Source organism: Streptomyces sp. NBC_01288, from assembly GCF_035982055.1.
In the GTDB taxonomy this organism is placed as follows: Bacteria; Actinomycetota; Actinomycetes; order Streptomycetales; family Streptomycetaceae; genus Streptomyces.
This window is the reverse complement of sequence record NZ_CP108427.1, coordinates 9,595,294-9,619,649: the sequence shown is the minus strand read 5'-3', so window position 1 is coordinate 9,619,649 and position 24,356 is coordinate 9,595,294. Positions and strand designations below refer to the sequence as shown.

Genomic DNA, 24,356 nt, shown 5'->3' with positions numbered 1-24,356 from the left:
GCTTCCCTCGATCCCTGTGAGCACAGCCATGAGCCCCAACTCCCTGCCGGAGACGGTCACCGTGACCATCGACGGCACCCCCGGCGAGGCCTGGGCGGGCCAGTCCGTGACCGCCGTCCTGGTCGCGGCCGGTATCTGGCCGCTGCGCCGCAACCCGGTCAACGGCCAGTTGCGCGGCCCCTTCTGTGGGATGGGTGTCTGCCTGGAGTGCGAGGTGACCATCAACGGCCGCCCCGGCTCCCGCAGTTGCACCGCTCACGTCGCCGAGGGCATGGACATCCGCACCCACACCGAGCCCCTGCCGACGGCCGCCCATGGCTGACGTCATGGCGGAGTCGGAGGCGGACGTCGCGGTCATCGGGGGCGGGCCGGCGGGACTGCACGCGGCGCTGGTCCTGGCCCGGGGCGGGCTGAGCGTCGTGCTGCTCGACGAGTCCGACACCCTGGGCGGCCAGTACTACAAGCGCCGGACCGACCAACTCACGGCCGCTTTCGGGGACTTCCGCCCGCGCGGCACCGAACTGATCCACCGGGTGCGGGCCGCCGGGGTCGTCGTCCGCACCGGCACGCTGGTCTGGGGCGCGGAGGACGCGGGCCGCACACTCTTCACCTCCGACGTCCGCACGGGCGCCCTCGGCCGCATCACCACCCGGGCCACGCTCGCCGCCACCGGAGCGTACGAACGCTCCCTGCCCTTCCCCGGTTGGACGTTGCCCGGCGTGGTCACCCCGGGGTTCGCCCTGCACCTGGCCACCATGGACCGGGTTCCCGTGGGCCAACGGGTCGTGCTGGCCGGGACCGGTCCGTTCCTGCTGCCGGTCGCGTGCGCGCTGCTGGAGGTGGGCGCCCGGATCGAGGCGCTGGTCGAGCTCAACCACCCGTACCGGCCCAGCACTTCGGCGATCGGCGGCGCGCTGCGACAACCCGCACGGCTCGCGGAGGCGGCCCGCTATCTGCTCACCCTCGCCCGGCACGGCGTAGGCGTCGAACAGGGCGCCCGTGTACTGGCCGCACATGGCGACACCCAGGTCACCGCCGTGGACATCGGCCAAGAGGACGGCGGCGTACGGCAGTTGGAGACCGACGCACTGTGCGTGGGCTTCGGCTTCCGCCCCAGCACCGAACTCCCCCGACTCCTGGGCTGCGACACCCGGGCGGACCCCACCGGCACGGAGCAACTCCCGGTCGTGGACGCGGACGGCGCGACCTCGGTGGACGGCCTGTACGTCGCCGGGGACTGTGCCGGTATCGCGGGCGTGCACGCGGCCGGCGTACGAGGGCAGCTCGCCGCTCATGCGATCCTGCGCCGCCTGGCACCCGAACGCGCACCCGTACGGCTGTCCGGCCTTCGCCGCCGGGCCCGCGCCCTGGACCGTTTCGCCGAACTGGCCGACCGCCTCTACCCGTTGCCGACCACAGCGGACATTCCCGACGCCACCCAGGTCTGCCGCTGCGAGGGCGTCAGCGCGGGCGAGATCCGGGAGGCCGCCGCGACCGGCTGGAACGACCTGCACGGCACCAAGGCCGCCACCCGCGCCGGCATGGGCCCCTGCCAGGGACGCGAATGCGGCCACATCGTCGCGGCATTGACCGGGCGGAACGAGAGCTGGGCCGAGTGCTTCGCGGCCCGGATGCCGATACGGCCGCTGCCCATGGCCGCGACGGTCGAAGGGCAGGACGTCCCGTGAACCAGCCCGACGTCATCGTCATCGGCGCCGGCATCCTCGGCGCCAGTGCCGCCTTCCACCTCGCCGAACGCGGTTACCGGGTCGTGGTGTTGGAGCGCGGCGCCCCCAACCGCGAGGGCTCCGGCACCACCGCGGGCAACCTCCACATCCAGGCCATCCACACCCGTCGCCCGGGCCAGGAGGTCCCGGTCGACAGCGCCCGTCTGCTGCCCCTGCAACGCCGGGCGTCCGACCACTGGTCGCAGATCGAGGAACGGCTCGGCGCCGATGTGGAGTTGCGGCGCGGCGGCGGCTTCATGGTCGCCGAAACGGCCGTACAGGAAGAGGAGTTGAGGGAGAAGCACGAGTGGGAGCGGAAGGCCGGCATCCCCACCGAGGTGCTCACCGGCGACGAGGCCCGCAAACAGCTGCCGTTGCTCTCCGACCGTGTACGCGCGGCCAGTTGGTGCCCGCTCGACGGTTACGCCAACCCGCTGCTGATCACCCCCGCCTATCTCACCGCGGCCCGCCGCCTCGGCGTCGAAGTGCACGCCTTCACCCCGGTGACCGGCATCCAGCGGGTCGGCGGCGACTACAAGGTGCTTTCAGGAGAACGGAGTTGGACAGCGCCGGTGGTCGTCAACGTGGCCGGGCCGTGGATCACCGAGATCTCCGCGCTCGCCGGGGTGGGGATCCAGATGTCCCCGGTCGCGATCCAGATGCACGTGACCGTGCGGGTCCCGCCGGTCATGCACCACCTGGTCCAGCACATCGGCGAGGGCATGTCGGTCAAGCAGGTCAGCGCGGGCAACCTGCTGATCGGCGGCGGCTGGCCCGCGGCGAAGCTCGACATGGAGGGCCGCAGCACCGTCAGCGTGCCGAGCATGGCCGGCAACCTCGCCCAGGCCGGGCGCATCCTGCCGTTCCTCGGCGACCTGCGGCTGCTGCGCATGTGGGCCGGACCGCTGGCCGCGACCCCGGACGAGATGCCGGTGATCGGCGAAGTCCCAGGCCACCGCGGGTTCTTCGTCGCGGGCGGCACCTACGCGTTCACCCTCGCCCCGGTGTGGGGCGACACGCTGGCCCGCCAGATCGCCGGCGATCCCCCGGCCGATCCGGTCGACGACCTGGGTCCCGGCCGCCTGCTGCACGACGACGCCACCACTCCCGTATCGCCCTGAAAGGCACTCCCCATGACCCTGAAGATGTTCGTCAACGGCCAGGCGATGTCCGGAGGCACCCTCAACCACGCACTGAGCGAGGCCCGCCTCCTCGGCCCCGCCCGCACGGCACCCGCGTACCAGTTCTTCTCCGTGCGCGACGAGTTCCCCGGCCTGCACCCCGTCACAGAGGGCGGCGCGGCGATCAACGGCGAGGTGTACGAGGTCAGTTACGAGGTGCTGCGCGAGCAACTGCTCCCCAAGGAGCCCGCTGAACTGGAACTGGGCGTGATCGCCCTGGCGGACGGCTCGGGCTCCTTCTCGATGCGGATGCGCGCCTCCGCGCTCACGGCCCCCGGAGTCGTCGACATCACCGCCCACGGCGGCTGGCACGCCTACCTCGCCTCTCTCTGACACCTACTCACCGGAGGTCTGCCATGTCCCACCCCTCATCGATCGAACCCGTCGACCTCGTCGTCCGGGGCGGCACCGTGGTCAACGCCGACTGGCAGGGCGCCGCGGACGTCCTGGTGGGCGGCGGCAAGGTGCTCGGGGTGGTGGAACCGGGCGCGTACCGCACCCAACAGGCCCCCGGCACGACCGAGTTGGACGCCTCCGGACGCCTCGTGCTGCCCGGTGGAGTCGACCCGCACTGCCATGTCGGCTTCACCTCGGGGGACTTCACCTCCCTCGACGACTATCGCCAGGCCACCACAGCGGCCGTCTTCGGCGGTACGACCACGATCGTGGACTTCGCCATCCCGCGCCCCGGCGAGAACCCGGCCGACGTCGCCGCGTCCCAACGTGCCAAGGCTGCGCAGGGGTTGTGCGACAGCGCCCTGCACGGATGCGTGGTCGAGTGGGACGACACCGTGCCGGAGCAGCTGCGGTCGATGGCCTCCGACGGCATCGTCACGGTGAAGATGTTCACCACGTACCGCGGCGAGACGATGGCCGACGAGAAGACCATCCTGAACGTGATGACGACGCTGCGGGACCTGGGCGGGATGGTGGTCATCCACTGCGAGGCCGACCACATCATCGCGGACACCCAGGAGCGCGGCGAGGCGGCCGGGTCGATCAGCGCGTCCCATCACGCGGGTACGCGGCCGGAGTTGGCCGAGAACGCGTCGGTCGCCGAGATCCTCGCCATCGCGGAGTCGGTGTCGGCCCCGGTGTACTTCGTCCACCAGTCGACACCCGAGGCGGTCGACCTGGTGGCCCGTGCCCGCGGCCGTGGCGTGCGGGCGTTCACGGAGACGGTGGCCCACCACCTGGTGCTGGACGACACGGCGTACACGGGCCCGCACCCCGAACGCTTCGTGTGCTGCCCGCCGTTGCGGGACGCCGGCACGGTCGCCGGACTGCGCTCACGGCTGCTCATGGGCCAGGTGGCCACGATCGGCAGCGACCACTGCTGCTACGACACGGCCCAGAAGGAGTCGGTGAGCCACGACGTACGGGCAATGCCCAACGGCCTGCCGGGAGTTGAGACACGCATGCCGGTGATCTTCAGCGAGCTGGTGGTCAGGGGCGGCCTGCCGGTGGGCCGCTTCGTCGAGCTGATGTGTGCCAACCCGGCCCGCCTCAACGGCCTCTACCCCCGCAAGGGAGTCATCGCCCCGGGCTCGGACGCGGACCTGGCGATCTGGAATCCGACGGCCACCCGCACCGTCCGCAGCACCGGCCTGCACATGGCCACGGACTACACGCCGTACGAGGGCATGCCGGTCACCGGCTGGCCCGAGACCGTCGTGGTGGGCGGCCGTCCCGTCGTCGACGCCGGCCGGCTGACGGACCCCGAACCCCGGGGCCGCCACCTGCGCTCGGGCCCGCTGAGCCGGTCCCTGGTCTGCTGACCCCGCGGGCGGACCGTCCGAGGCGGTCCGCCCGGGGCCGTGACCGCCTCCCGGCGGGGAGGACCGGCGACTTCTGAGGTACCGGCTGCCGGCTACTTCAGGTTGAGCGCGTCTCCGGCCGACGCCTTCAGCGAGGTGGTCGTGGTGCCGGGGAAGTACCAGCGCCAGCTTCCCGCCGAGGTGACGGTCACCTTGGTGGTCAGGTTCCCGGTGCTGTTCGTCGTCACGGTCTTGACCGTGACGTAGTGGGCGGCGCCCTTCTTCTTGAACTGGAGCTTGACCTGCTGCCCGGTGAAGCCGTGGTACTTACGGTCTTCCCAGTTGGCCCGCGACAGCTTGCCGGTGACGGTCGTCTTGGAGTCCTTGGCGACCTTCTCGGGTCCGATCACGGTGGTGAGCTGGGCGGCCCGCTTGACCTTGTACTCGGCGATGTGGTCGGAGATCCAGTAGTCGCCGTCCTTCGCCTTGACCGTGGCGTTGACCTGCCAGACTCCCGCGACCTTGTTGGTGTCGATGTCGTCGCTGTCGGCGATCCACGCGGGGTCGATGGTCAGCGTGGCCCGGCACACCGAGGTCGTCGCGCTCTTCTTCGTGCAGGACGAGTCGTCGTTCCACGTCGCGAAGGTGTAGGCGCTCGACTTGTTGAAGGTGCTGACGTCCGTGAGCCCCTTCACCCCCGAGTTGTCCTTGATCGTGATGTCGACCGGGTAGCGGATCGTCTTCGCCGTCCCCACGATGACGTTGCCGCCGCCGTTGACGACGGTCTTCACCACCCGGACATCGCCCCGCCCCTCCGCGTGCGCCCCGGTCGCCGTCGTCAGCACCAGAGCCGCCGCCCCACCGGCCGCGGCCCAGGCCGTTCTGCCTCTCATGGTCCTCCCCTTGTCGTGTGCGTGCCAGGAGAGGCTACGTGATCGCGGTCAGGCGTCCCGCTGGCCGTACTGGTTCTGGTAGCGGGCGTGCAAGGCGTCCACCGTCCGTGCCATCAGGGTCGCGGACTCCCCGAGTTGTCGGGCCAGATGGACGGTGCGTGCCACGTCCTCGCACATGACGGCGGCCTTCACCGCGGCACGCGGACTGTCGCCGATGGTGAAGACCCCGTGACTGCGCATCAGGACGGCGGGCGATCGGTGACCGCGCAGGGTTTCCACGATGCCGCGGCCGATGGCGTCGTCGCCGATCGGGGCCAGCGGGCCGACGGGGATCTCGCCGCCGAACTCGTCGGCCATGGCGGTGAGTACGCACGGGACGGGTTCACCGCGGGCCGCCCAGGCCGTCGCGTAGGTGGAGTGGGTGTGGACGACTCCGCGGACCTCGGGCAGGGCGCGGTAGACGTAGCCGTGCGAGGCGGCGTCGCTGGACGGACGCAGAGTGCCCGTCACGGCGGCGCCGGACAGGTCGCACAGCACCAGGTCCTCCGGTCGCAACTCGTCGTAGGGGACGCCGCTCGGCTTGATGAGCATCAGGTCCGGCGCGATCCGGGCCGAGATGTTGCCGGATGTCCAGGCGACCAGTCCGTTGTCGACGAGGGACCGGTGCAGGGCGTGCAGTTCCTCGCGCGCTTCGGCGATGGCGTCGGGCATCAGGGTGTCCTCGTCTTGAGTGCGTGCAGGCGGTGCAGGACGTCGTTGCCCCCGCGACCGAGGTGGTCGTGCAGCCGCACGTACTCCTGGTACAGCTGCTGATAGACCCGCTGATGCTCCGGGACCGGCAGGTAGGCGGCGCGGCGACGGCGGCCCATGGCGGCGGACGCGGTCCGCACCTCGGGGTGGATCCCGGCGGCGACCGCGGCGTGGATGGCCGAACCGAGCGCGGGCGCCTGCGCGGAGTCCACCACACTGATCGGCAGCCCGGTCACGTCCGCGTAGATCCGCATCAGCAGCGGGTTCCTGACCAGGCCCCCGGCGGCGACGAACTCGGTGACGGGCAGGCCCGCGGTGCCGAAGGCGTCCACGATCACGCGGGTGCCGAACGCGGTGGACTCCAGCAGTGCCCGGTAGACGTCCACCGCCGTGGTCGACAACGTCATGCCGAGCAGTGCTCCGGACAGTTCGTGATCGACCAGCACCGACCGGTTGCCGCCCATCCAGTCCAGGGCGAGCAGCCCGTGCTCGCCCACCCGCTGTCGCGCGGCGAGGTCGCTCAGCACCTCGTGCACGCTGCGGCCGGGTTCGCGATAGCGCTCGGGGACTGCGTTGTCGACCCACCACGCGAAGATGTCGCCGACCCCGCTCTGCCCGGCCTCGTAGCCGAAGGACCCGGCGACGATGCCGCCGTCGACCACCCCGCAGGCGCCGGGGACCTCGCGCGGCACGTCGGCGTTCATCAGGTGGCAGGTGGACGTGCCCATGATGGCCAGCAGTTGGCCGTTCTCGTACGTCTGGGCCGCCGCCGCGGTGACGTGTGCGTCGACGTTGCCCACCGCGACCGGCGTGCCCTCGGGCAGTCCGGTCCATGCGGCGGCCCGCGCGCTCAGTCCGCCCGCGCTGCTGCCGAGCGCCGTGAGCGGATGGGCGACACGCGTGCGGTACACGTCGGCGAACCGCGGGTCCAGGGCGGCGAGATAGTCCTCGTCCGGGTAACTCCCGTCCTGGTAAAGGCCCTTGTATCCGGCGGTGCACGGATTCCGGGTCTCCCGGCCGGTCAGCTGCCATACGATCCAGTCCGCCGCCTCGATCCACCGTTCGGTGGCCGCCCACACCTCGGGGTCCTCATCGAGGATCTGGAGCGCTTTCGCCGGCTGCCACTCGGCGGAGATCCTGCCGCCGTACCTGGACAGCCACGGCTGCCGGGACTCGTGCGCGAGTGCGGTGATCCGTTCGGCCTGTGCCTGGGCCGCGTGGTGCTTCCACAACTTCGGCCAGGCGTGCGGGCGTTCGGCGAATTCGTCCAGGACGCACAGGGGCGTTCCGTCGGCGAGCACGGGCAGCGGGGTGCTGGCGGTGAAGTCGGTGCCCACCCCGGCCACGCTCGCCGGGTCGATCCCGGCCTGCGCGACCGACGCGGGTACCGCCTCCCGTAGGACCGACAGCCAGTCGCGCGGATCCTGCAACGCCCACAGCGGTGGCAGCTCGGACCGTGTGCCGGGCAGGGCGCGGTCGATCACGCCGTTCCGGTACGGATGCTCCACACAGGCCAGTTCGGCGCCGTCGGCCGCGCGTACCACGAGCACCCGGGCGGACAGGGTGCCGAAGTCGATCCCCAGGACATGGGCGGTCATGGCCGGCCGTCCCGCCACTCGCGCAGGAACCGCAGGCCCTCCACGGCGAGCGCGTCCTGGGATTCCGCCAGCGGGCGCCAGATCGAGGCGGCGGTGGCGATCGACGCGTTGTCCGCGGTGAACGACTCGATGCCGAGCATGCCCCGGTAGCCGATCTCGGCGAGACAGTCCCGGATCAGCGGCCAGTCCAGCAGATCGTGGCCCGGCGCACCCCGGTCGTTCCCGCACACCTGGAGGTGCAGGAGGCGGTCGCCGGCCACGCGGAACGCCGCGCGCAGGTCCCGCTCCTCGATGTTCATGTGGTACGTGTCCAGGTTGAGCCCGACGTTGCCGGGCAGGTCCTCGATCAACTCCCGTACCTGCGCGGCCGTGTTGAGCAGGCTCGTCTCGTAGCGGTTGAGCGGTTCCACGGCCAGCGCGATGCCGTGCCGCCCCGCGTACTCGGCGCATTCGGTGAGGCTGTCGCGCAGTTCCCCCAGGGTCGCCGCTCGCTCCTTCGGGGACATGCGCCACGTGCGGCCCACCGACGTGTACATCGGACCGATGACCATCGTCGCGCCGACTCCGGCCGCCGCGTCCACCGCGGCGCGGACATAGCGCTTGGTGGCATCGATCGTGGGCGGGTCGGCCGCCGCCAGTTCGCGGCCGGGTCCGAACACCGCGCCCACCGCACAGTTCAGCCCCAGTTCCGACAGCAGCGCCGATGTCCGGGCGGGGTCCCAGTCGCCGGCGTTCTCCAGGGGCAGCTCCACGGCGTCGAACCCCCAGCCGGCGATCCTGGGCAGGGTGGTGGCCAGCAGTTCATCGGTGAGCGGTGAGTGCCACACGAAGGTGTTCACCGCGATGGGCCAGTCGGTCATGGGCGTCCTTCGAACGGGGAGGAGGTCACCTGGTCACCGGTTCCAGTGCGTCGCGCACGTAGGCCCCGTTGTGGGTCACGGCCCGGTCGGGGTCCGCCTCGGCCTGGGGCGACTCGTCCTCCAGCACGATCCAGCCCGCGAAGTCGGTGTCCGCCAGGAACTTCACGACCGCCGGGATGTCGATGATCCCTTCACCCGTCCGGGCCCAGGACCCGTCCGCGTGCATGTCCTTGACGTGGACGTGGTCGACGCGGTCCCGGTGCCGGCGTACGACCTCCAGCGGGTCCATGCCGCCCTTGGCGAGGTGCCCCAGGTCCGGGGTGAATCCGATCCGTTCCGGCAGGTTCGCCAGCAGATACGCGTAGTCGGCGTCGAGGCGGAACACCGACCCGGCCGGGGAGTTGGGATGGAACGTGCAGTGCACGCCCGCGGCGGCGGCCCTGGCGGAGACGGCGTCCACGCAGGACAGAAGGTTGTCCTGACGGGCGCGCAGATGCGTGCGATCCGGTCCCGGGTACTGGCAGAGGTTGATGATCGCGCCGTCGGTTCCGGCGACCGCCTCGATCACCTTGTCCGCCTCGGCGGCTTCCGCCGCCGTCTCGCGAGGGCCGCTCCATGCCTGGACCAGGCAGAGCGCGGCCAACCGCATGCCGTGGTCGGCCAGCGGCGACCGCAGGCCGGATACGGTCCAGTCGTCGCCGAGCATCACCACCTCGGGTTCGAATCCGGTGAACCCGGCCTCGGCGCTCACCGAGATCATGTGGTCGAGTCGGCCCCGGTAGGCGTCCACGGTGAGCTGCCAGCTGTAGGTCTGGCAGGCGAAGCGCATGTCGGTCATCGCAGCCACTCCTCGACGAGCGCGTTGAAGCGGTCCACCTGTTCCCAGTGGTGTGTGTGGCCGGCACCAGGGAACAGCTCCAGGGTCGCGCCGGGGACGGCCTCGGCGATCTCGCGGGACAGCCGGGGCGGGACGAACAGGTCGGCGTCCCCGGCGGTCACCAGGGTCGGTACCCGGATGCCGCCGAGCCGGTCCAGCGCGTCGTGGCTCACACAGGCGGCGGCCTGGGCGCCGAACGCGGAGCAGGACATCCGGTCGGGCGCGGTCCGCTCGGCGAGCAACTCGTGCCGGTGCGCCGCGAACCATCCCGGCGTCCAGATCAGCCATTGCAGCAGCGCGGTCGCGGCTTCCGGGCGGTCCCAGATCAGCGGGAGTGTCCGGAAGATCTCCGCGGTGTGCGGGTCGCAGCGGGCCCAACTGGCCACCAGGACCAGCCGCGACACCAACTCCGGGTGGCGCAGCGCCAGTTCCTGGGCGATCGCCCCGCCCATGGAAATCCCGGCGACCCGCACCGGTCCCGGACCCAGCCCGTCGATGAGGTCGGCGTAGTCGTCCGCCATCTCGGCCGTGGTGTAAGGACCGGGCGGGGCCGGTGAGTTGCCCGCGCCCCGGTTGTCGGCGGCCAAGCACCGGAAGCTCCGCGACCAGGCCGCGGTGTGCGGCTCCCACGCGGCGCCCGGCGCGCCCAGTCCCATGATCAGGACCAGCGGTTCGCCCTCGCCGTACTCGGTGTACGCCAGTTTCACCTCTTGCCCCCTCTGCATCGCACACCGGCTCGGCGGGTCAACCCAGGCACCAGCGCGTGGCGTTGACGAGCAGCCGGCGGAACGCCTCCAGCGCGAAGTCGTCCGGGTGCCCGAGGCTGGTGTAGAAGACCCGGCCCCGCGGGCGCTCCCGTACCCAGGCGACCGCGCCGGCGGTCGGTGCGTCCTCCGGATCGATCGGCTCACCGAGGAGCAGCGGCCGGCAGTCCGGTTGTGATCGGACGCGGTACAGCCAGGACCGGGAGGTGAACCGGTCCGGAAGGCCTGCCAGCACCGGATGTTCGCCGGGCACGCGGGTGACCTCGGTCCGCGAGGAGTGGCCGTGGTGGCTCACCCAGGGCGAGCCGAGCACGTCACGGCCGAAGCCGTCGTTCCATGGTGCCCAGGGTGAGTCGTCGGGGAAGTGGAAGGCGTGGGTGGAGGTGCGCAGGCCCAGTACGTTCCCGCCGCGCCGTACGTAGTCGGCGAGCCGGGCCATCTGCTCGTCCGGCAGGACGCGGAAGCGGGTGTAGATCACCAGCAGGTCGGCGTCGGCCAGTACGTCGAGATCGCCGAGGTCGCCGAACGTGGAGGCGGGGAAGTCGGGATAGTCGTCGAGCACGTCCGGCACCAGGAAGTGGACCTCGGCGTCGGGCAGTTCGGCCCGCAGATCGTCGGCGTAGATCTTCATGGTGCGGTGGGACGCGTACTCGCCCTCACCCGCGAGGATGACGATCGAGCTCATCGCAGGCCCTCCGGTCCGTGCGGGAGCAGGAACACCTTGCCGCACTCGCCGGTGTCCTGGAGGTCCATCGCGGCGGACACGTCGTCGAGCGGGAACCGCGCGGTGACCACGGTGTCCAGTGCCCCGGCCGCCGCGCGCACGGTCGTCCACATGTGATCGGCGTACCGCTGGTGGTTCCAGTGCCAGCACCCGAAGACATCGGCTCCGATCGGCACCAGCGGCGGCAGCACGACCTCACCTCCCCAGGCCACGACGGACAGGCGGCCACGGGGGCGCAGCGCGCGGGCCGCGAGGCTCGCGGCCCCCGGGGCGCCGCTGGTCTCGACGGCGGCGTCCACGCCGGTCAGTTCGCCGGGGGCGAGGGCGCTCGGGTCGAGGACCTCGACGGCGCCGAGTTCGACCGCCAGCTTCTTGCGGTACTCCTGGGTCTCCAGCGCCAGCACCCGTGCGCCGCGCACCGTCGCGTGGACGATCGCGCCGAGCCCCACCGGTCCGCAGCCCGAGACGAGCACGGTGTCCGGTGCCCCGGTGTTCATCCTGGTGTGCGCGGTGAAACCGGGACCCAGTCCGCACACGGTGAGCGCGGCCCGGTGCAGCGGGATGTCGTCGGGGACCGGGAGCAGCAGCCAGTCCGCCTTGAGCATGTACTCGGCGTACGTGGCGGTGCCGTAGCCGTTCCCGCTCTCGGTGAGCACGTCCCGCTGGTCCGGGCAGTGGATGTGCTCCCCCGCCGTGCACAGGAAGCAGCGGCCGCACCCGTTCTGCGGCATGACCACGACCCGGTCGCCCGCCCGCACCCGGGTGGACGTGCCGGCGTCGACGACGATCCCGGCCGCCTCGTGACCCAGCGTGTCGCTGAGGTTCCCGGCGCGACGGTCCTTGAACTCGGTGCACATCGGCGCGACGAGGATCTTGACGACCACGAGGTCGCGGTGCGCGTGCGGGCGTTCCCGCTCTACGAGTTCGACCCGGCCCGGCGCGGTGATCGCCGCGGCCTTCATCGGGTCGCTCCGCTCACGCGGGCCCGGTCGGCGAGCGCGCGGACGAAGGGCACGGCGGTGGCGGCATCGCGTTCGGTGGTCGGGCAGAAGCAGAAGTCGACCGTCCACCAGTCGAGGTCGAGGGCGGACCGGCCGAGGGCGCCGATGACCTCGTCGAGGTCGATCTCGCCGGTGCCGAACGGCAGATGGGCGCTGGTCTCCCCGTTGTGCAGGGAACCGTCTCCGTCGATCACGTGCAGGTGCCCGACGTACGGTGCGAGCAGGCGTGCGTACTCGGCGGCCCCGCCGGCCAGCAGCTCCGGGTCGGCGCCGTGGCGGGCGCCGGCGACCGCGCCGGCGTAGGCGTGCGAGGTGTCGAACAGGACGGTGAGGTTCGGGTGCGCCACGGTGTGGATCAGTTCCTGTACCTCGCTGGGCCGGTTCAGCCAGAAGCCCGGCTCGAACTCCCACACCATCCGCACTCCGGCGTCCGCGCAGCGGTCGGCGGCCCGGCGCCAGGTGTCGGCCAGGTGCCCGAGGCGGTCCCGGTCCACCGGGCCGGGCGGGGAGACCGAGTCCACCCGGAGCATCGGGATCCCCAGCCGCCCGCAGAAGGCCAGCACCGACTCGATGCGCGCGAGGTAGTCGGCGGCGGGTACGTCGGCGGGCGGGGTGGAACGGAAGTCGGGCGCGTAGGCGGAGACACCCAGCCCCCGTTCGGTGAGCCGGTCCCGCAGGCGTGCGCAGTCCGCCTCGGTGAAGTCCTCGTCGTGCGGATGCGGACGGAATCCGTTGATCTCCACGCCGTCGTAGCCGACCGCGGCGGCATAGCCGCACAGCCGGTCGAAACTCCAGGGATCGGCGGCGAACGGGCCGAAGGCGAACGCCCAACTGCCCAGCGCTATCCGGGGTATTGATTCGTCCGACACAGTTGTCTCCTTGTTGGACCCGACTGCCTGAACTCATTCAAGGTAGTCCCGCGACCTGCGTATTCACTTGGAAGAAAGTGCGCCGCTTTTGGAGAATCCTGCTGTGTGTCTCGACCTCGCTCCGGTCTCCGGCGAGTATGGGGGCGGGGGTGACCATGACCGGTGACGAGAGCACGCAGCAGGAACTCACGGCGCGGTTGGGCGACGCGCTTCTTCAGGCGTTCGACCGGATCGACGACGTCCGTGTCTTCGTCAAGGACGCCGAGCGCCGGTTCGTCGCGTGCAGCGAGCCGTTCGCCCGGCTGCTCGGCTACCGCCACCCGTGGCAACTGTTCGGCCTCCGGGACGAGGACCTCTCGCCGGAGTACCTGGTCGAGCACTACCGCGGCCACGACGAGCAGGTGCTGTCCACCGGGGACGCCCTGATCGACCTCGTCGAGCTGGTGCGCAATCCCAACGGTTCCTACGACTGGTTCCTGACCACCAAGACCCCGATCCGACCGCGGGGCGGCACGCCGATCGGGATCGTGGGAGTCACCCGGGCACTGACCGAACGGGACGCCGTCTCGCGCCGGCTGCTCACTCTGACGCCCGCGGTGGAACTGATCTCGCGCGAGTACACCCGGGCCCTCTCCGTCGAGGAGCTGGCCGCGAGCGTCTCGCTGTCGCCCAGCCACTTCAGCCGGAGCTTCAAGGCGCATTTCGGCGCCACCCCGCACCAGTACCTACGGCGGGTGCGGCTGATGGCGGTGTGCGATCTGCTGGCCGCATCGGACCTCCCTCTGTCGGTGATCGCAGGCCGGACCGGGTTCTACGACCAGAGCCACCTGAGCAACGAGTTCAAGAAGGAGCGGGGCGTCACCCCCGCCGAGTACCGGGCGGCCCACGGGAACACCGCACAGGCACAGCGGTCCCGGATCGCCTTCCGCCCCTGAACACCCGGGGGCCCGCGTTACGCGTCGTCCTCTCGCACCCGCACGGACGTGAGCAGACTCCGCTCCTCGGTCAGCACACGAACGGGACCCCGCAACTCGATCGTCGTCCCCGTCCCGGTCGCCTCGGCCGACGGCGCGACCGAGAACTCGAACTCCCCGGGTTCCACGATCCACGCCAACTCCCGTCCGACGAACCCGAGTCGGTCCGCCGGCACCGTGAACTCGACGACACGCGCTGCACCGGGCGCCAGCTCGACGCGCGCCCAGCCCAGCAGCTGGCGCATCGGCCGGGTGACCGAGGCGACGACATCGCGCACGTAGAGCTGCACCACGTCGGCGCCCTCGCGCTCACCGTCGTTACCGACCCGGCACCGCACCCGCAACGTGCCCGCGGTGTGCCACCGATCGGCCGTCACACGCAACTCGTCGCGGGTGAAGGTGGTGTACGACAGGCCGTGCCCGAAGGCGAACAGCGGGCTGGGGTCCACGTTCGACACCGGGCCGGGACCGCCGAGCCGTGGATGCCGGTACGAGTAGGGCTGGCCGGCGCCGTCCCGGGGGATGCTGACCGGCAGCCGTCCGCTCGGGTTGACGCGCCCGGTCAGTACGCCCGCGATGGCCGGGGCACCCTCCTCGCCCGGGAAGAACGCCTGGACGACCGCGGCCGCCCGGTCCGCGAACTCGCCCATCGGGTAGGGCCGGCCGGTGACCAGCACCACCACGACCGGAGTACCGGTGCCGAGCAGTGCGTCGAGCAACGCCCGCTGCCGTCCCGGCAGTTGCAGCGTCGCGGCGTCGCTTCCCTCGCCGACCGTGCCGCGCCCGAACAGTCCCGCGCGGTCGCCGACGACAGCGACGCACACGTCCGCGTCCTCGGCCGCCGCCACCGCGGCGGCGATCGTGTCGGCGGCCTCCGCCTCGGTCTCCTCGTCGGCACGGACCGCGCAGCCGGGCGCGTGAACGACCTCGGTCCCGTCGGGCAGTTGCTCGCGCAGCGCCGCCAGCACGGTGGGCAGTTCGATGCCGATCGGCGTGCCCGGCGGGGTCTGGATGTGGTTGGTGAAGCTGTAGTTGCCGAGCATGGCCTCCGCGGAGTCGGCGTTGGGACCGACCACCGCCACCCTGCCGACCGGACGCAGCGGCAGGATCCGCTGGGGATTGCTCAGCAGGATCACCGACTCCTCGGCGAGCCGTCGGGCCACCGCACGAGAGGCCGGCGGGTCGAGATCGACCGCCCGGGCATCCTCAACCGCCTCGGCGAACACGCCGAGTTCGAGCTTGTGGCGCAGGACCCGCCGCACCGAACGGTCCACGAGTTCCACCGGGAAGGCGCCCTTGCGGACGAGTTCGGCGAGCGGTTCCAGATAGGCGCGGCCCGCCGGCAACTCGACGTCGATCCCCGCGGACAGCGCGAGCACCGCCGCGTCACCGGGGCCGGCGGCCACGTCGTGCAGGGTGTGCAGGAACGTCACCCCGAAGTAGTCGGCGACCACCACGCCCTCGAATCCCCAGCGCGTGCGCAGCAGTTCGGTGAGCAGCCGTGGGTCGGCGGCGACCGGGATGCCGTCGATCTCGGCGTAGGAGTGCATCACCGCGGACGGGCGGGCGTTCTTGACCACCATTTCGAAAGGCAGCGCGAACACCTCGGCGATCTCGCGAGGCCCCGCGTGCACCGGCGCCAGATTGCGTCCACCGCGTGAGTTCGAGTAGCCGAGGAAGTGCTTGAGGGTCGCGCCGGCCCCGGCGGACTGCAAGCCGTCGACGTAGGCCGTGCCCAGGACGCCGATCAGGTACGGGTCCTCGGAGATGCACTCCTCCACCCGGCCCCAGCGCGGGTCCCGGACGACGTCGAGCACCGGCGCCAGGCCCAGGTGGATGTTCAGCCGCCGCATGGTCGAACCGATCTGTCCGCCCATCTCGCGCACCAGCTCCGCGTCCCAACTGGCGCCCCACGCCAGCGGGGAGGGGTAGGTGGCGGCGCCGTACAGCTGTAGCCCGGTCAGGCATTCCTCGTGCACCAGCGCCGGGATCCCGAACCGGCTGTGCCGCACGACGTCGCGTTGCAGGGCGCGGGCGAACTCCAGCCGTTCCGTCACGGCACCCGCCCGGCTGCCGAGCGGCCGGGTGAACTGGCCCACGCCGTGTTCGAGCGGTGACGTGGCCCCGGCCGGGTCCGTGAGCAACTCGTCCTGCATCGGCGCCACGGTCTCACCGGGCGGGCCGCTGCCCTCCGGCCACAACGAGGTCAGTTGCGCGAGCTTCTCCGGCAGGGTCATCGCGGCCAGGATGGCGTCGATGTCGCATCCCGCGGCCCACTGAGGTGTGGTCACAGTGTCTCCTCTGACGGGCGGCCTACGGCCGTGAAGGTTTCCGGTATCGGGTGAGTGCCCGGGAACGCGCTGCCCCGGATGCGGGCGGTCTGCGCGCGGTGCCATGCGGCGTCCGCCCACATCCCGGTGTGGTGCGGCTGCGAGAAGTTGCTCGTGCAGATCCCCTGCCAGCCGCGGTCCGACGCCATGCCGACGGCCTGCTCGGCGACGTCCTTGACGTAGTCCCACCCGCTCCAGCCGGGAACGAGATCGGGCGACCAGCCCACCGAGGCCCAGCCCTCGGTCGTCCACAGAGGCAACCCGCGCTCGGCCGCCCAGTCCCGCCATACGTCGAGCAGGTCCGCGAGTTCGGCCAGGAACGTGTCCCGCTCGGCCGGGTAGTGCCGCTGGACCAGGTTCTGGTGTTCGGCGAGACCACGGACGTCGTTCTCGAAGTCACCGGTCCATTTCGTCGTGGCGACGAATCGCGGGCATCCCGCGGCGAGCCACAGATGCGGTTCGGCGAGGTCGAAGGCATCCGTCGAAAGCCGCATCAGGTCGGTGCTCAACGGCGGTGTGACGCCTCGGAGGTAGTACGAGAACGTGACGGGAATTTCGGGGAATTCCCCTTTGACCGCGGTCAGCGACTCCTGGTAGCTGTCGATGCGCCGAACCTGGTCGTCGGTGAACAGCTCGGTCAGCGCGAACACCGAATGGATATCTCCGAATACGTGCTTGCCGATACCCGGGGCCCAGGCGGGCCACTCGTTGCACAGATCGACGTAGGCCACGGCGTCGAGCAGGCCGGCTTCCCGGATCACCCCGAGCGTCTCCGACCAGACGCGGGCGAGATCGGCCGGAGTGACCACCTGGGCCGCGCGGCCGGTCGAGTCGGGGGTGAACCAGGTGGAGAGCCCCGCCTGGATTCCCCGGCTGCGCAGCCCGGCCAGGAACTCGATCAATGCCGTACGCGGCCGGACGGTGACGGTCGAATGGTTTCCCCACATGAATCCCGAGGGCTGGGGCAGCGCGGTGATCTCGTCGGCCCGCCGCCCGGAGCTGTCGGCGGCGATCCAGTGCGGAAAGGCGTCGATGCGTACGACGTCGTAGCCGCGCTCGGCGAGTTCGTCGAGGACCCGCTCGACATCCGCGTACTCCGCCTCGTCGCCGGAGCGGCGCAGCAGCCAGGAGTAGTCCCACATCGTGACGGCCCGGGCCGGTGGGGGCATGGTCATTGCTCCTCCCGCAGGGTGCACCACTCGTCGGTGCGGGCGGCGACCCGCCGCCAGACCTGTTCGGCTTCGTCGATGGACATGAAGGGGGCGTCCTCGACGCCGGAGGGCGGGTCGCAGTTCTCGACGATGGTCTTGAGTGCGGCGAGGCTGCTCTCGATGATCGCGCGGCCCTCGCTCGCGGTGGCGAGGTGAGCGTCCTCGCCCTGGGCGAAGCGGCCCAGGGCGCTGCTGTGCCGGTCGTCGAGGCGGTCCAGCTCGACCAGTTCGGGGCGCAGGTACATCAGTTGGGAGATCTCGTAGCGTCCCGCGTGGTCTCCTTCGAACTGTCCGGCCACGAGCTCGGGGTCGCTGACGGCGACGACCGGGACCGGGCGGGCGCGCCGGAACTCCTCGGCGACGAGCCGTAGATCGGCCTGGTTGGCGTTGTGCCCGGTGACGACGACGATGGCGCGGAAGCCCGCGTTGACGAAGGCCCGCAGCTGAAAGACCAGCAGCCGTAGGACGACGTCGGGCGGCAGGCCGCCCAATCGCGGATTCACGTCACCCACGACCTCCCGCAACCACGGCCGGTGATATCCGGTCTCGTGGATGTGATAGGTCTGCGTCGGTGCAACGATGCCGCCGAATCTGCGGGCGGACTCCTCGCAGAGATACACCGCCTTGTGGGTGTCGAGGCCGAAGGCGGCGATGTGTCCGTGCGGCTCGCACAGCCCCATCGGAAGGTAGGCCAGGGGCAGTTGCTCCAGCCGTTGCTCGAACTCCCTTGGCAGCAGCTCTTCCCAGCGGACTGTTTCGGTGTGAGAGGCCATGGTTCACTGCTCCGCGAATATCTTGGTCTCGTTGAAGTTCTTGATGAACCGGTGCTTGAAGCGCAGTTGGTCGAAGACCTCCGCGGGCAGCGGCGGTTCGTCGAGCGCCGCGATGTTCTCCTCGCAGAATTCCCGGACATGCATCGAGGAGATCGCGGTGGTGACGCCAGGCGACTGGACGACGAACTTCAGCGCCAGCGCGGCGAGCGAACTCGCGTAGGCCGGCACGTACCGCCGTAGCGCGTCGACCTTTTCGAGATATACCGGGCGGGGCACGATCGCGTCGAAATACCGGTTCCGGTAGTCGTCCTCCGCGAAGACCGTGTCCTCGGTGAGGGTGCCGGTCAGCCCTCCTTCGTCCAGGACGCATCGGGCGATCACCGCGACGTCGTGCTTCCGGCAGGCGGGCAGGAGGTTGTCCAGGGCGAGGGGGTCGAAGATGTTGATGATGGTCTGGACGGAGTCGATCAGACCGCTCTCCACCAGCGGCAGCGCCATGTCGGAGCGATGGTCGGGGATCGAGATGCCGACGTGCCGCACCAGCCCCTCGTCCTTGAGCTGTCGCAGTTCGTCCATCCAGTACCCGGTGACTCCCCAGGTCGGCCACCAGATGTGCAGCTGCACGAGGTCGATCTGCTCCAGCGCCAGCTCCTGGAGCGAACGCAGGGCGCCGGCCCGGACATGGCCCGGCGGGTAGGCGACTTCGGGTGCCACGGGTGTGCCCCAGCCGCGCGGGCCCGCGAGCGACTCGATCTTCGTCGCGACGAAGGGGCGCTGCCCGGACCACTGCCGCAGGGCCTTTCCGACGATGCGCTCGGAATCGCCGTAGGCGCGAGCGGTGTCGATGAAGGACACCCCGCGGTCCAATGCGTACAGAAGGCTGTCGATCCAGTCGGATTCCTTCTGGTCGCCGAACCAGCCGGCGAATCCCATGGTCCCGAAGCCGAGTTGGCTGATCGGTTCACCGGAGCGCGGAAATGGGGTACTGCGCACGGGAGTTCCTCTCCTTACCGGGGGCACTGCTTGAGCAGTGCCTTGAGGGCGGCGGTCGGATCCGCCAGGGTTTGTGGGGACGGTGTCGCCCGGCGGCCGATGAGCAGTTCGGCGAGCCGGATGTCCTGGGCGACGGCGTTTCCGGTGCCTATCGCGCTCGCCGACAGGAGCCGCCCGTCGGGCCCGAGGCCGAAGCGGATCTCGACGCCGTCGGGGCGACGCCGGACGACCTCGGCCGTGGCGGTGTCGGGCAACCCGGCGATTTGCAGGGTGAGTTCGTACTGGTCGGACCAGAACCACGGCACGGTCGTGAACGGCTCGTCGGCTCCGAGCATGTTCCGTGCGGCCGCGCCGCCCTGGTCCTGGGCGTTGCGCCAGGATTCCAGCCGGATGCGGCGGCCGTCGTAGAGCGGATGCGGCCATGAACAGCAGTCCCCGGCGGCGAAGATGTCGGGGTCGGAGGTCGTCAGCCGGGTGTCGACCCGCACTCCGTTGTCGACGGCGAGGCCGGCCTTACGCGCCAGCGAGGTCTCCGGCTCGGCACCGACGCCCACCACGACCGTGTCGCACACCAGCGTCTCGCCGGTGGTCAGTCCGAGCAGCAACTCCTCGTCGCGGCGCTCCAGTTGGAGCACCCCCGTGCCGCAGCGCACCTCGACGCCGGCCTGTTCGTGGCGCGCGGTGACGACGGCGGCGAGGTGCGGGGTCGCGCCGCGGCTCATCAACCGTGGCGCCAGTTCGATCACGGTCACCGCGCAGCCGCGCACGGTGGCACTCGCCGCCAGCTCCAGACCGATGAATCCGCCGCCGATCACACCGACGCGCGCACCGGGCCGCAACCGGTCCCGCAGCACGAGCGCGTCGCCGTGGCTGCGCAGATGGTGCACGCCGTCGACCGCCGCGCCGGGCAGCGGCAGCCGTCGGGCGGTCGCTCCGGTGGCCACCAACATCCTTTGGTACGCGATGCGTTGACCGTCGGCGAGTACCACCTCGTGGCTGTCGCGATCGATGTCGGTCGCCGCGATCCCGGCGACGAAGTCGATGCCCGCGGTCCGCAGCGTCTCCGTGTCGCAGATCGTCGTCGGAGCCGACGCGTGCGGTTCGGTCAGCAGGGACTTCGACAACGGCGGGCGCTCATACGGTGCTACGGCCTCGGCGCCGACCAGCGTGACCGGTCCGCTCCAGCCCGCCTCGCGCAGTGCGAACGCCGCCCGCGCGCCGCACTCGCCGCCACCGATGACCACCATTCCCGGCACGGCACCCACGGCCTAGCCGATCCCGAGGTAGACGGTGCCGTCCTCGACCTTGACCGGGAAGGTCTTCAGGTCGACGAGCACCGGTGCTCCGGCGGCCCTGCCCGTGGTGTAGTCGAACCGGCCGTTGTGCTTGGGGCATTCGATGGTGTGGTCCATCACCAGGCCGTCGCACAGCAGCATCCGTTCGTGCGTGCAGTGGCCCGCGGTGGCGAAGAACTCGTTGTGCGGCGAGCGGTAGATGGCGTAGTCCACGCCGTCGTGCCGGAAGGGGATCACGTCTTCCGGGTCGACGTCGTCCACGGCGCACGCGGCGATCCACTCAGGCATGGTGAAGGCCTCCTCAGGACTGGGAGCCGGGCTGGAGCGCGAGCGCGCGTCCGTCGGACCGCGGGTGGTACGGAGCGGCGCCGGGCGGCAGTTCGCGGCGGATGTAGTACGTGGGGTCCTTCAGCTGGCGCAGCACCGCGGGGACGATCTCCCGGTAGGCCGCCCACAGCGACGGGTAGGCGGGGGCGAGATCGCCCCTGATCTCCTCGTGCAGCTCGGGCAGCCGGTGGTAGGGGACCATCGGGAACATGTGGTGTTCGACGTGGTAGTTCATGTTCCAGTAGAGGAACCGGTTGATCCTGCACATGTGCACCGTGCGGGTGTTGAGCCGGTGGTCGAGCACGTTCTCGCCCATCCCCGCGTGCTGGGTGAGGCCGTAGACGTTGAGCATGAACGCGCCGTACACGCGCGGTCCGCCGATGAGCATCGCGGGCAGGATCGAGCCGGACAGCACACACGCGGCGATCATGGCCGCGTAGACGACGAGCCAGATCCGTGCCGTGCGGAAGATCCTCGCGCGCTCTGACTCCGGGATGAACGTGGCTTCCTCGGCCGTGAGCCGCCCGACCGCGTGCACGGCCATGGCGCGCAATGCCAGCGGTACGTCGACCAGTCCGAAGAAGTTGGCCAGGATCCTGGCCAGCCGGGCGGGCCGCATCACCACGATCTCCGGATCGCGGCCGAGTATCAGCGTGTCGGTGTGGTGCCGGGCGTGGCTCCACCGCCACACCGTGGGGTCCCGCATCAGCATGAAGGAGGCCAACTGGTAGATGGAGTCGGCCAGTCGGCGGTTCTTGAAGGCGGTGCCGTGGCCGCACTCGTGCCAGCGTGAGTCCGACGAGGACCCGTACAGCACGCCGTACACGAGGAAGAAGGGCACGGCGAGCCAGCCGCCCCAGAAAACGACGCCGAGAGCGGCGCACGCCACCATCACACCCAGCCAGATGACCGTGTCACGGATCGCCGGGTGGTCCGAGCGGCGCATCAGTTCCTTCATCCTCTTACGAGGCATGTCACTGCGGAACCAGTCGGTCCCGCCGGCCAGCCCGGCCGTCACCGCGCGCTCGGCCTCGGGGCCGACCAGGCTGTAGCGTTCGAGTCGTTCCCTACTCATCGGGATCATCCCTTCGTTGCTCGTTCGGCGCGGAGGTCAGCTCCACTGCCCCTCGGGGCGCAGGGCGTCGGGGCCCATGATCGGCGGCCGCAAGGTGCCGTCCGGGAGGATGCGCAGCGTCCACAGGCCGCCCACGGCCGCGTCGCTGAGCCATCGCGTGATGCCGTCGAGCGCACCGCGATAGCGGGTCCACAGTTCGTTGTTGAGGTTGACCAGGGTGCCCAGGTCGCCCCGGTCCTCGACCCGTTCGGCCAGCTTCTGGATCAGCTCCAGGACGGGGGCCGTACGCAGCGCTTCGTAGGCCCGCTTGAGCGCCTGTGTCTCGGACGCGGTGGGACGGTCGCCGCAGGTGGCGTCCCGGTAGGCCAGGGCTGCCTCGCCGACGCGCTCCAGGCAGTCGATGAACAACTGGTAGAACTCGACCCGGTGTTCCCAGAAGCCGGGCCGGTCGCCGTCCCGGAGGACGACCGCCTTGCTCCGCGCGGTCCGCAGCGCCTCGCGCACCTCGGCGAGGCGTTCCCGGATGCGCGGTATCTCGGCGAGTTTCGCCTCCACGTCCGCGACGATCTGCGGCGGTATGGCGCCGTGCGCGCCGATGAACTCAAGGGCCTGGTTGATGAGCGGGGGGTACCAGTCCTGCGCGAAGACCTGCCATCCGAGGTCGTGGCACAGCCACTGCTCGTACCGTTCGAACAGCCGCATCGCCTCCGCCGCGTCGGTGGCGGCCGCCTCACCCCACTCGACGCCGAAGGCGTCCCGGTAGTACGCGTCCGGTGTCAGGTCGGGCTGCCACATCAGCAGGGCGGTGTAGCGGGCGTTGTCGTCGACGGTCCGGGTGCGCCAGTGCTGCCAGATGACGCCGTCGATGCCGTAGGCCCGGACCTTGTCCATGATCGCCGGGTAGGCGCTGACCTTGGGCTGGGGCAGCCACATCCGGAAGTCGATCTCCCACCAGTTGATCAGCCAGCGCTCGCGGTCCACTCCCTGGTAGTGGTCGAGCAGGGGCGGAGCCTCCCAGGGGTCGACCTCCGTCATCGAGGACAGCACGACCTCCTGGGGCAGATAGGGGGCGGCGTCGCGGAAGAGGTGCTCGATGTACCAGCCGGCCAGGGCGACCTGCTTGTCCGGGGCGAGTTCCCGCAGGATGTCGTGTCCCAGCAGCACCCATTGAAGGAAGGTCTGCGCGCTCTCGGTGATGTCCTCCACGTCGTAGACCTGGGCGCTGACCTTCCCCAGCAGATCGTCGATCGTGTAGCGGGGCAGGGGGTGCTCCGCGCGGAACCGTGTGCACCGCTCGCAGGCGCAGCCGGCCGTCCACCGCGAAGGACCGTTCTCGGACTGCCAGAGCGTGTACGTGTCCACGTCGGGAAAGGAGGTGACCAGGCCGGTCAGCCAACCGGTCAGCAGCTCACGGGCGTCCGCGGAGCTCGGGCAGATGCCGAAGCCGTCCTCGCCGAACCGGGAGGCGGGATCGACCAGCGCGCGGAACTCCAGCGGCGGATCGGTCACCTCGATCCCGATGGTCGTGCGCATGCCCCGCTCCTTGGCATGGGTGAACGCGGCCCGGATGTCGGCCTCCGCAAGGCGGAAGCGCTCCTCGGGGGTGGTCGCGTCGATGGCCGAGCGCGCCCCGAAGGTGTCGTCGGCGAGATAGCCGGCGAAGTGTTCCCGGCCGGCCACGAAGTCGGACACCCGGCCGGGGCGCTTGTGCCAGCGGGTGGTGCGCGAGGTGTCCCAGAAGGCCTCCGTCCGCCGCTGCCCCTTGAACGTGAACTGCCCGACCGGCTCGAAGGTGTAGAAGTGCATGGAGAACAGGTTCAGTCGCAGCCGGGCCGCGCTGTCGATCACCTGGAGGTAGTCCTCCTTGTCCCAGGTGGACGGTCCGGTCAGGAAGTCGGTGTACGGCATGAAGCCGCGCAGCCGGACGACGGGAGCCCGGTCGACGGCGGCCGGCGGTACGGCCACCGGGCCGCGGCGGGGAAGGGACTCGCCGCTGAGGTAGAAGCGGACCCCGAGGAGTTCCAGCAGTTCGTAGCAGCCGTAGAGGACTCCCGCGTCATCGGCGCCGACCACCGCGACCAGGTTGCCGTTGCCGCGCAGGGCGTAGGAGTCGGCTTCGACCGGTGATGCCCGGACGCCGAGGTCGGCGAGCGCGGCCCGCACCTGCGGTTGCTCCGGTGTGCCGACCACGATGCGCAGCGCGGCATCGCCTTCCGGCCCGGCCGGTCCGGACGCGGTCGTCTCCGCCTCGGTCGTCTCCACCTCGGCTGTCCACAGCCTGCCGGCGAAGTCGCGCAGTTCTTCGCACGCCCGCCGGGTGAGCGGGCCGGCTTCCGGTGAACTGACAATGGTGACCCTCTGCATGAGGCTTCTCCTT

The 24,356-nt window shown here is 70.7% G+C and carries 23 protein-coding genes; 6 read left to right on the top strand and 17 right to left on the bottom strand.

Annotated features, from left to right (window positions below; translation table 11 throughout):
- Positions 1-28: 28 nt before the first annotated feature.
- Genes OG194_RS43235 through hydA form a run of 5 tightly spaced genes read left to right on the top strand, consistent with a single transcriptional unit; the run spans position 29 to position 4,686 of the window.
- A complete protein-coding gene (locus OG194_RS43235; RefSeq protein ID WP_327406187.1) occupies positions 29-322 on the top strand; it encodes a (2Fe-2S)-binding protein in 294 nt (97 codons plus the stop codon).
- Positions 323-326: 4 nt separating this feature from the next.
- Positions 327-1,688 carry an FAD-dependent oxidoreductase gene (locus OG194_RS43230; RefSeq protein ID WP_327406186.1) on the top strand — a complete coding sequence of 454 codons (1,362 nt, stop codon included), beginning with the start codon at positions 327-329 and terminating at the stop codon, positions 1,686-1,688.
- The gene (locus OG194_RS43225) at positions 1,685-2,848 is read left to right on the top strand and encodes an NAD(P)/FAD-dependent oxidoreductase (RefSeq protein ID WP_327406185.1); all 1,164 of its coding nucleotides are present in this window, start codon (positions 1,685-1,687) and stop codon (positions 2,846-2,848) included. The genes OG194_RS43230 and OG194_RS43225 overlap by 4 nt, the downstream gene beginning before the upstream one ends.
- Positions 2,849-2,860: 12 nt before the next feature.
- The gene (locus OG194_RS43220; protein ID WP_327406184.1) at positions 2,861-3,241 is read left to right on the top strand and encodes an allophanate hydrolase-related protein; all 381 of its coding nucleotides are present in this window, start codon (positions 2,861-2,863) and stop codon (positions 3,239-3,241) included.
- A gap of 23 nt (positions 3,242-3,264) precedes the next feature.
- Positions 3,265-4,686, top strand: a complete 1,422-nt coding sequence (hydA, locus tag OG194_RS43215) for a dihydropyrimidinase (RefSeq protein WP_327406183.1) — start codon at positions 3,265-3,267, stop codon at positions 4,684-4,686.
- A 92-nt stretch (positions 4,687-4,778) separates the two neighbouring features.
- Here hydA and OG194_RS43210 read toward each other — a convergent pair whose 3' ends face one another.
- From OG194_RS43210 to OG194_RS43170, 9 genes are read right to left on the bottom strand one after another with little or no spacing between them, the layout of a single operon-like run.
- Positions 4,779-5,558 carry a hypothetical protein gene (locus tag OG194_RS43210; protein ID WP_327406182.1) on the bottom strand — a complete coding sequence of 260 codons (780 nt, stop codon included), beginning with the start codon at positions 5,556-5,558 and terminating at the stop codon, positions 4,779-4,781.
- A gap of 48 nt (positions 5,559-5,606) precedes the next feature.
- Complete coding sequence (locus OG194_RS43205; RefSeq protein ID WP_327406181.1) at positions 5,607-6,269, bottom strand: L-ribulose-5-phosphate 4-epimerase; 663 nt, start codon at positions 6,267-6,269, stop codon at positions 5,607-5,609.
- A complete protein-coding gene (araB, locus tag OG194_RS43200) occupies positions 6,269-7,906 on the bottom strand; it encodes a ribulokinase (protein WP_327406180.1) in 1,638 nt (545 codons plus the stop codon). Before araB ends, OG194_RS43205 begins: the two co-directional genes overlap by 1 nt.
- A complete protein-coding gene (locus OG194_RS43195) occupies positions 7,903-8,766 on the bottom strand; it encodes a sugar phosphate isomerase/epimerase family protein (RefSeq protein ID WP_327406179.1) in 864 nt (287 codons plus the stop codon). Before OG194_RS43195 ends, araB begins: the two co-directional genes overlap by 4 nt.
- A gap of 25 nt (positions 8,767-8,791) precedes the next feature.
- Entirely contained in the window at positions 8,792-9,604 is an 813-nt protein-coding gene (locus OG194_RS43190; protein ID WP_327406178.1) for a sugar phosphate isomerase/epimerase family protein, read from the bottom strand.
- Positions 9,601-10,350: an alpha/beta fold hydrolase gene (locus OG194_RS43185; protein ID WP_327406177.1), complete on the bottom strand. Its 750-nt coding sequence runs from the start codon at positions 10,348-10,350 to the stop codon at positions 9,601-9,603. The genes OG194_RS43190 and OG194_RS43185 overlap by 4 nt, the downstream gene beginning before the upstream one ends.
- 37 nt (positions 10,351-10,387) lie before the next feature.
- Positions 10,388-11,092 carry a ThuA domain-containing protein gene (locus tag OG194_RS43180; RefSeq protein WP_327406176.1) on the bottom strand — a complete coding sequence of 235 codons (705 nt, stop codon included), beginning with the start codon at positions 11,090-11,092 and terminating at the stop codon, positions 10,388-10,390.
- Positions 11,089-12,093: a zinc-dependent alcohol dehydrogenase gene (locus OG194_RS43175; RefSeq protein ID WP_327406175.1), complete on the bottom strand. Its 1,005-nt coding sequence runs from the start codon at positions 12,091-12,093 to the stop codon at positions 11,089-11,091. The genes OG194_RS43180 and OG194_RS43175 overlap by 4 nt, the downstream gene beginning before the upstream one ends.
- The gene (locus tag OG194_RS43170; RefSeq protein ID WP_327406174.1) at positions 12,090-13,001 is read right to left on the bottom strand and encodes a sugar phosphate isomerase/epimerase family protein; all 912 of its coding nucleotides are present in this window, start codon (positions 12,999-13,001) and stop codon (positions 12,090-12,092) included. Before OG194_RS43170 ends, OG194_RS43175 begins: the two co-directional genes overlap by 4 nt.
- Before the next feature lie 155 nt (positions 13,002-13,156).
- On the opposite strand from OG194_RS43170, the gene OG194_RS43165 reads away from it, so the two are divergent.
- Entirely contained in the window at positions 13,157-13,936 is a 780-nt protein-coding gene (locus OG194_RS43165) for a helix-turn-helix domain-containing protein (protein ID WP_327406173.1), read from the top strand.
- A 17-nt stretch (positions 13,937-13,953) separates the two neighbouring features.
- Here OG194_RS43165 and OG194_RS43160 read toward each other — a convergent pair whose 3' ends face one another.
- The 8 genes from OG194_RS43160 to OG194_RS43125 are packed head-to-tail and all read right to left on the bottom strand — an operon-like array spanning position 13,954 to position 24,343.
- Positions 13,954-16,266: a glycoside hydrolase family 3 N-terminal domain-containing protein gene (locus tag OG194_RS43160; protein ID WP_327406172.1), complete on the bottom strand. Its 2,313-nt coding sequence runs from the start codon at positions 16,264-16,266 to the stop codon at positions 13,954-13,956.
- Positions 16,263-17,474 carry a cellulase-like family protein gene (locus tag OG194_RS43155; RefSeq protein WP_327406171.1) on the bottom strand — a complete coding sequence of 404 codons (1,212 nt, stop codon included), beginning with the start codon at positions 17,472-17,474 and terminating at the stop codon, positions 16,263-16,265. Before OG194_RS43155 ends, OG194_RS43160 begins: the two co-directional genes overlap by 4 nt.
- A gap of 2 nt (positions 17,475-17,476) precedes the next feature.
- Complete coding sequence (locus tag OG194_RS43150) at positions 17,477-18,289, bottom strand: creatininase family protein (RefSeq protein WP_327406170.1); 813 nt, start codon at positions 18,287-18,289, stop codon at positions 17,477-17,479.
- 3 nt (positions 18,290-18,292) lie between these two features.
- Positions 18,293-19,282, bottom strand: coding sequence for an aldo/keto reductase (locus OG194_RS43145; protein ID WP_327406169.1), 990 nt, complete (start codon positions 19,280-19,282; stop codon positions 18,293-18,295).
- A gap of 14 nt (positions 19,283-19,296) precedes the next feature.
- Positions 19,297-20,529 carry an NAD(P)/FAD-dependent oxidoreductase gene (locus OG194_RS43140; protein ID WP_327406168.1) on the bottom strand — a complete coding sequence of 411 codons (1,233 nt, stop codon included), beginning with the start codon at positions 20,527-20,529 and terminating at the stop codon, positions 19,297-19,299.
- Between the two features lie 21 nt (positions 20,530-20,550).
- Positions 20,551-20,865: a MocE family 2Fe-2S type ferredoxin gene (locus OG194_RS43135; RefSeq protein WP_327406167.1), complete on the bottom strand. Its 315-nt coding sequence runs from the start codon at positions 20,863-20,865 to the stop codon at positions 20,551-20,553.
- Positions 20,866-20,878: 13 nt separating this feature from the next.
- Positions 20,879-21,979: a fatty acid desaturase family protein gene (locus tag OG194_RS43130; protein ID WP_327406166.1), complete on the bottom strand. Its 1,101-nt coding sequence runs from the start codon at positions 21,977-21,979 to the stop codon at positions 20,879-20,881.
- A gap of 36 nt (positions 21,980-22,015) precedes the next feature.
- Complete coding sequence (locus tag OG194_RS43125) at positions 22,016-24,343, bottom strand: alpha-glucuronidase family glycosyl hydrolase (RefSeq protein ID WP_327406165.1); 2,328 nt, start codon at positions 24,341-24,343, stop codon at positions 22,016-22,018.
- Between the last annotated feature and the right edge of the window lie 13 nt (positions 24,344-24,356).

Bases quoted from the DNA above. Each gene is read 5' to 3' on its own strand.
- OG194_RS43235 (WP_327406187.1), top strand. From the start codon at position 29: ATGAGCCCCAACTCCCTGCCGGAGACGGTCACCGTGACCATCGACGGC.
- OG194_RS43230 (WP_327406186.1), top strand. From the start codon at position 327: ATGGCGGAGTCGGAGGCGGACGTCGCGGTCATCGGGGGCGGGCCGGCG.
- OG194_RS43220 (WP_327406184.1), top strand. From the start codon at position 2,861: ATGACCCTGAAGATGTTCGTCAACGGCCAGGCGATGTCCGGAGGCACC.
- hydA (WP_327406183.1), top strand. From the start codon at position 3,265: ATGTCCCACCCCTCATCGATCGAACCCGTCGACCTCGTCGTCCGGGGC.
- OG194_RS43210 (WP_327406182.1), bottom strand. From the start codon at position 5,558: ATGAGAGGCAGAACGGCCTGGGCCGCGGCCGGTGGGGCGGCGGCTCTG.
- OG194_RS43205 (WP_327406181.1), bottom strand. From the start codon at position 6,269: ATGCCCGACGCCATCGCCGAAGCGCGCGAGGAACTGCACGCCCTGCAC.
- araB (WP_327406180.1), bottom strand. From the start codon at position 7,906: ATGACCGCCCATGTCCTGGGGATCGACTTCGGCACCCTGTCCGCCCGG.
- OG194_RS43195 (WP_327406179.1), bottom strand. From the start codon at position 8,766: ATGACCGACTGGCCCATCGCGGTGAACACCTTCGTGTGGCACTCACCG.
- OG194_RS43190 (WP_327406178.1), bottom strand. From the start codon at position 9,604: ATGACCGACATGCGCTTCGCCTGCCAGACCTACAGCTGGCAGCTCACC.
- OG194_RS43180 (WP_327406176.1), bottom strand. From the start codon at position 11,092: ATGAGCTCGATCGTCATCCTCGCGGGTGAGGGCGAGTACGCGTCCCAC.
- OG194_RS43175 (WP_327406175.1), bottom strand. From the start codon at position 12,093: ATGAAGGCCGCGGCGATCACCGCGCCGGGCCGGGTCGAACTCGTAGAG.
- OG194_RS43165 (WP_327406173.1), top strand. From the start codon at position 13,157: ATGACCGGTGACGAGAGCACGCAGCAGGAACTCACGGCGCGGTTGGGC.
- OG194_RS43155 (WP_327406171.1), bottom strand. From the start codon at position 17,474: ATGCCCCCACCGGCCCGGGCCGTCACGATGTGGGACTACTCCTGGCTG.
- OG194_RS43150 (WP_327406170.1), bottom strand. From the start codon at position 18,289: ATGGCCTCTCACACCGAAACAGTCCGCTGGGAAGAGCTGCTGCCAAGG.
- OG194_RS43140 (WP_327406168.1), bottom strand. From the start codon at position 20,529: ATGGTGGTCATCGGTGGCGGCGAGTGCGGCGCGCGGGCGGCGTTCGCA.
- OG194_RS43135 (WP_327406167.1), bottom strand. From the start codon at position 20,865: ATGCCTGAGTGGATCGCCGCGTGCGCCGTGGACGACGTCGACCCGGAA.
- OG194_RS43130 (WP_327406166.1), bottom strand. From the start codon at position 21,979: ATGAGTAGGGAACGACTCGAACGCTACAGCCTGGTCGGCCCCGAGGCC.
- OG194_RS43125 (WP_327406165.1), bottom strand. From the start codon at position 24,343: ATGCAGAGGGTCACCATTGTCAGTTCACCGGAAGCCGGCCCGCTCACC.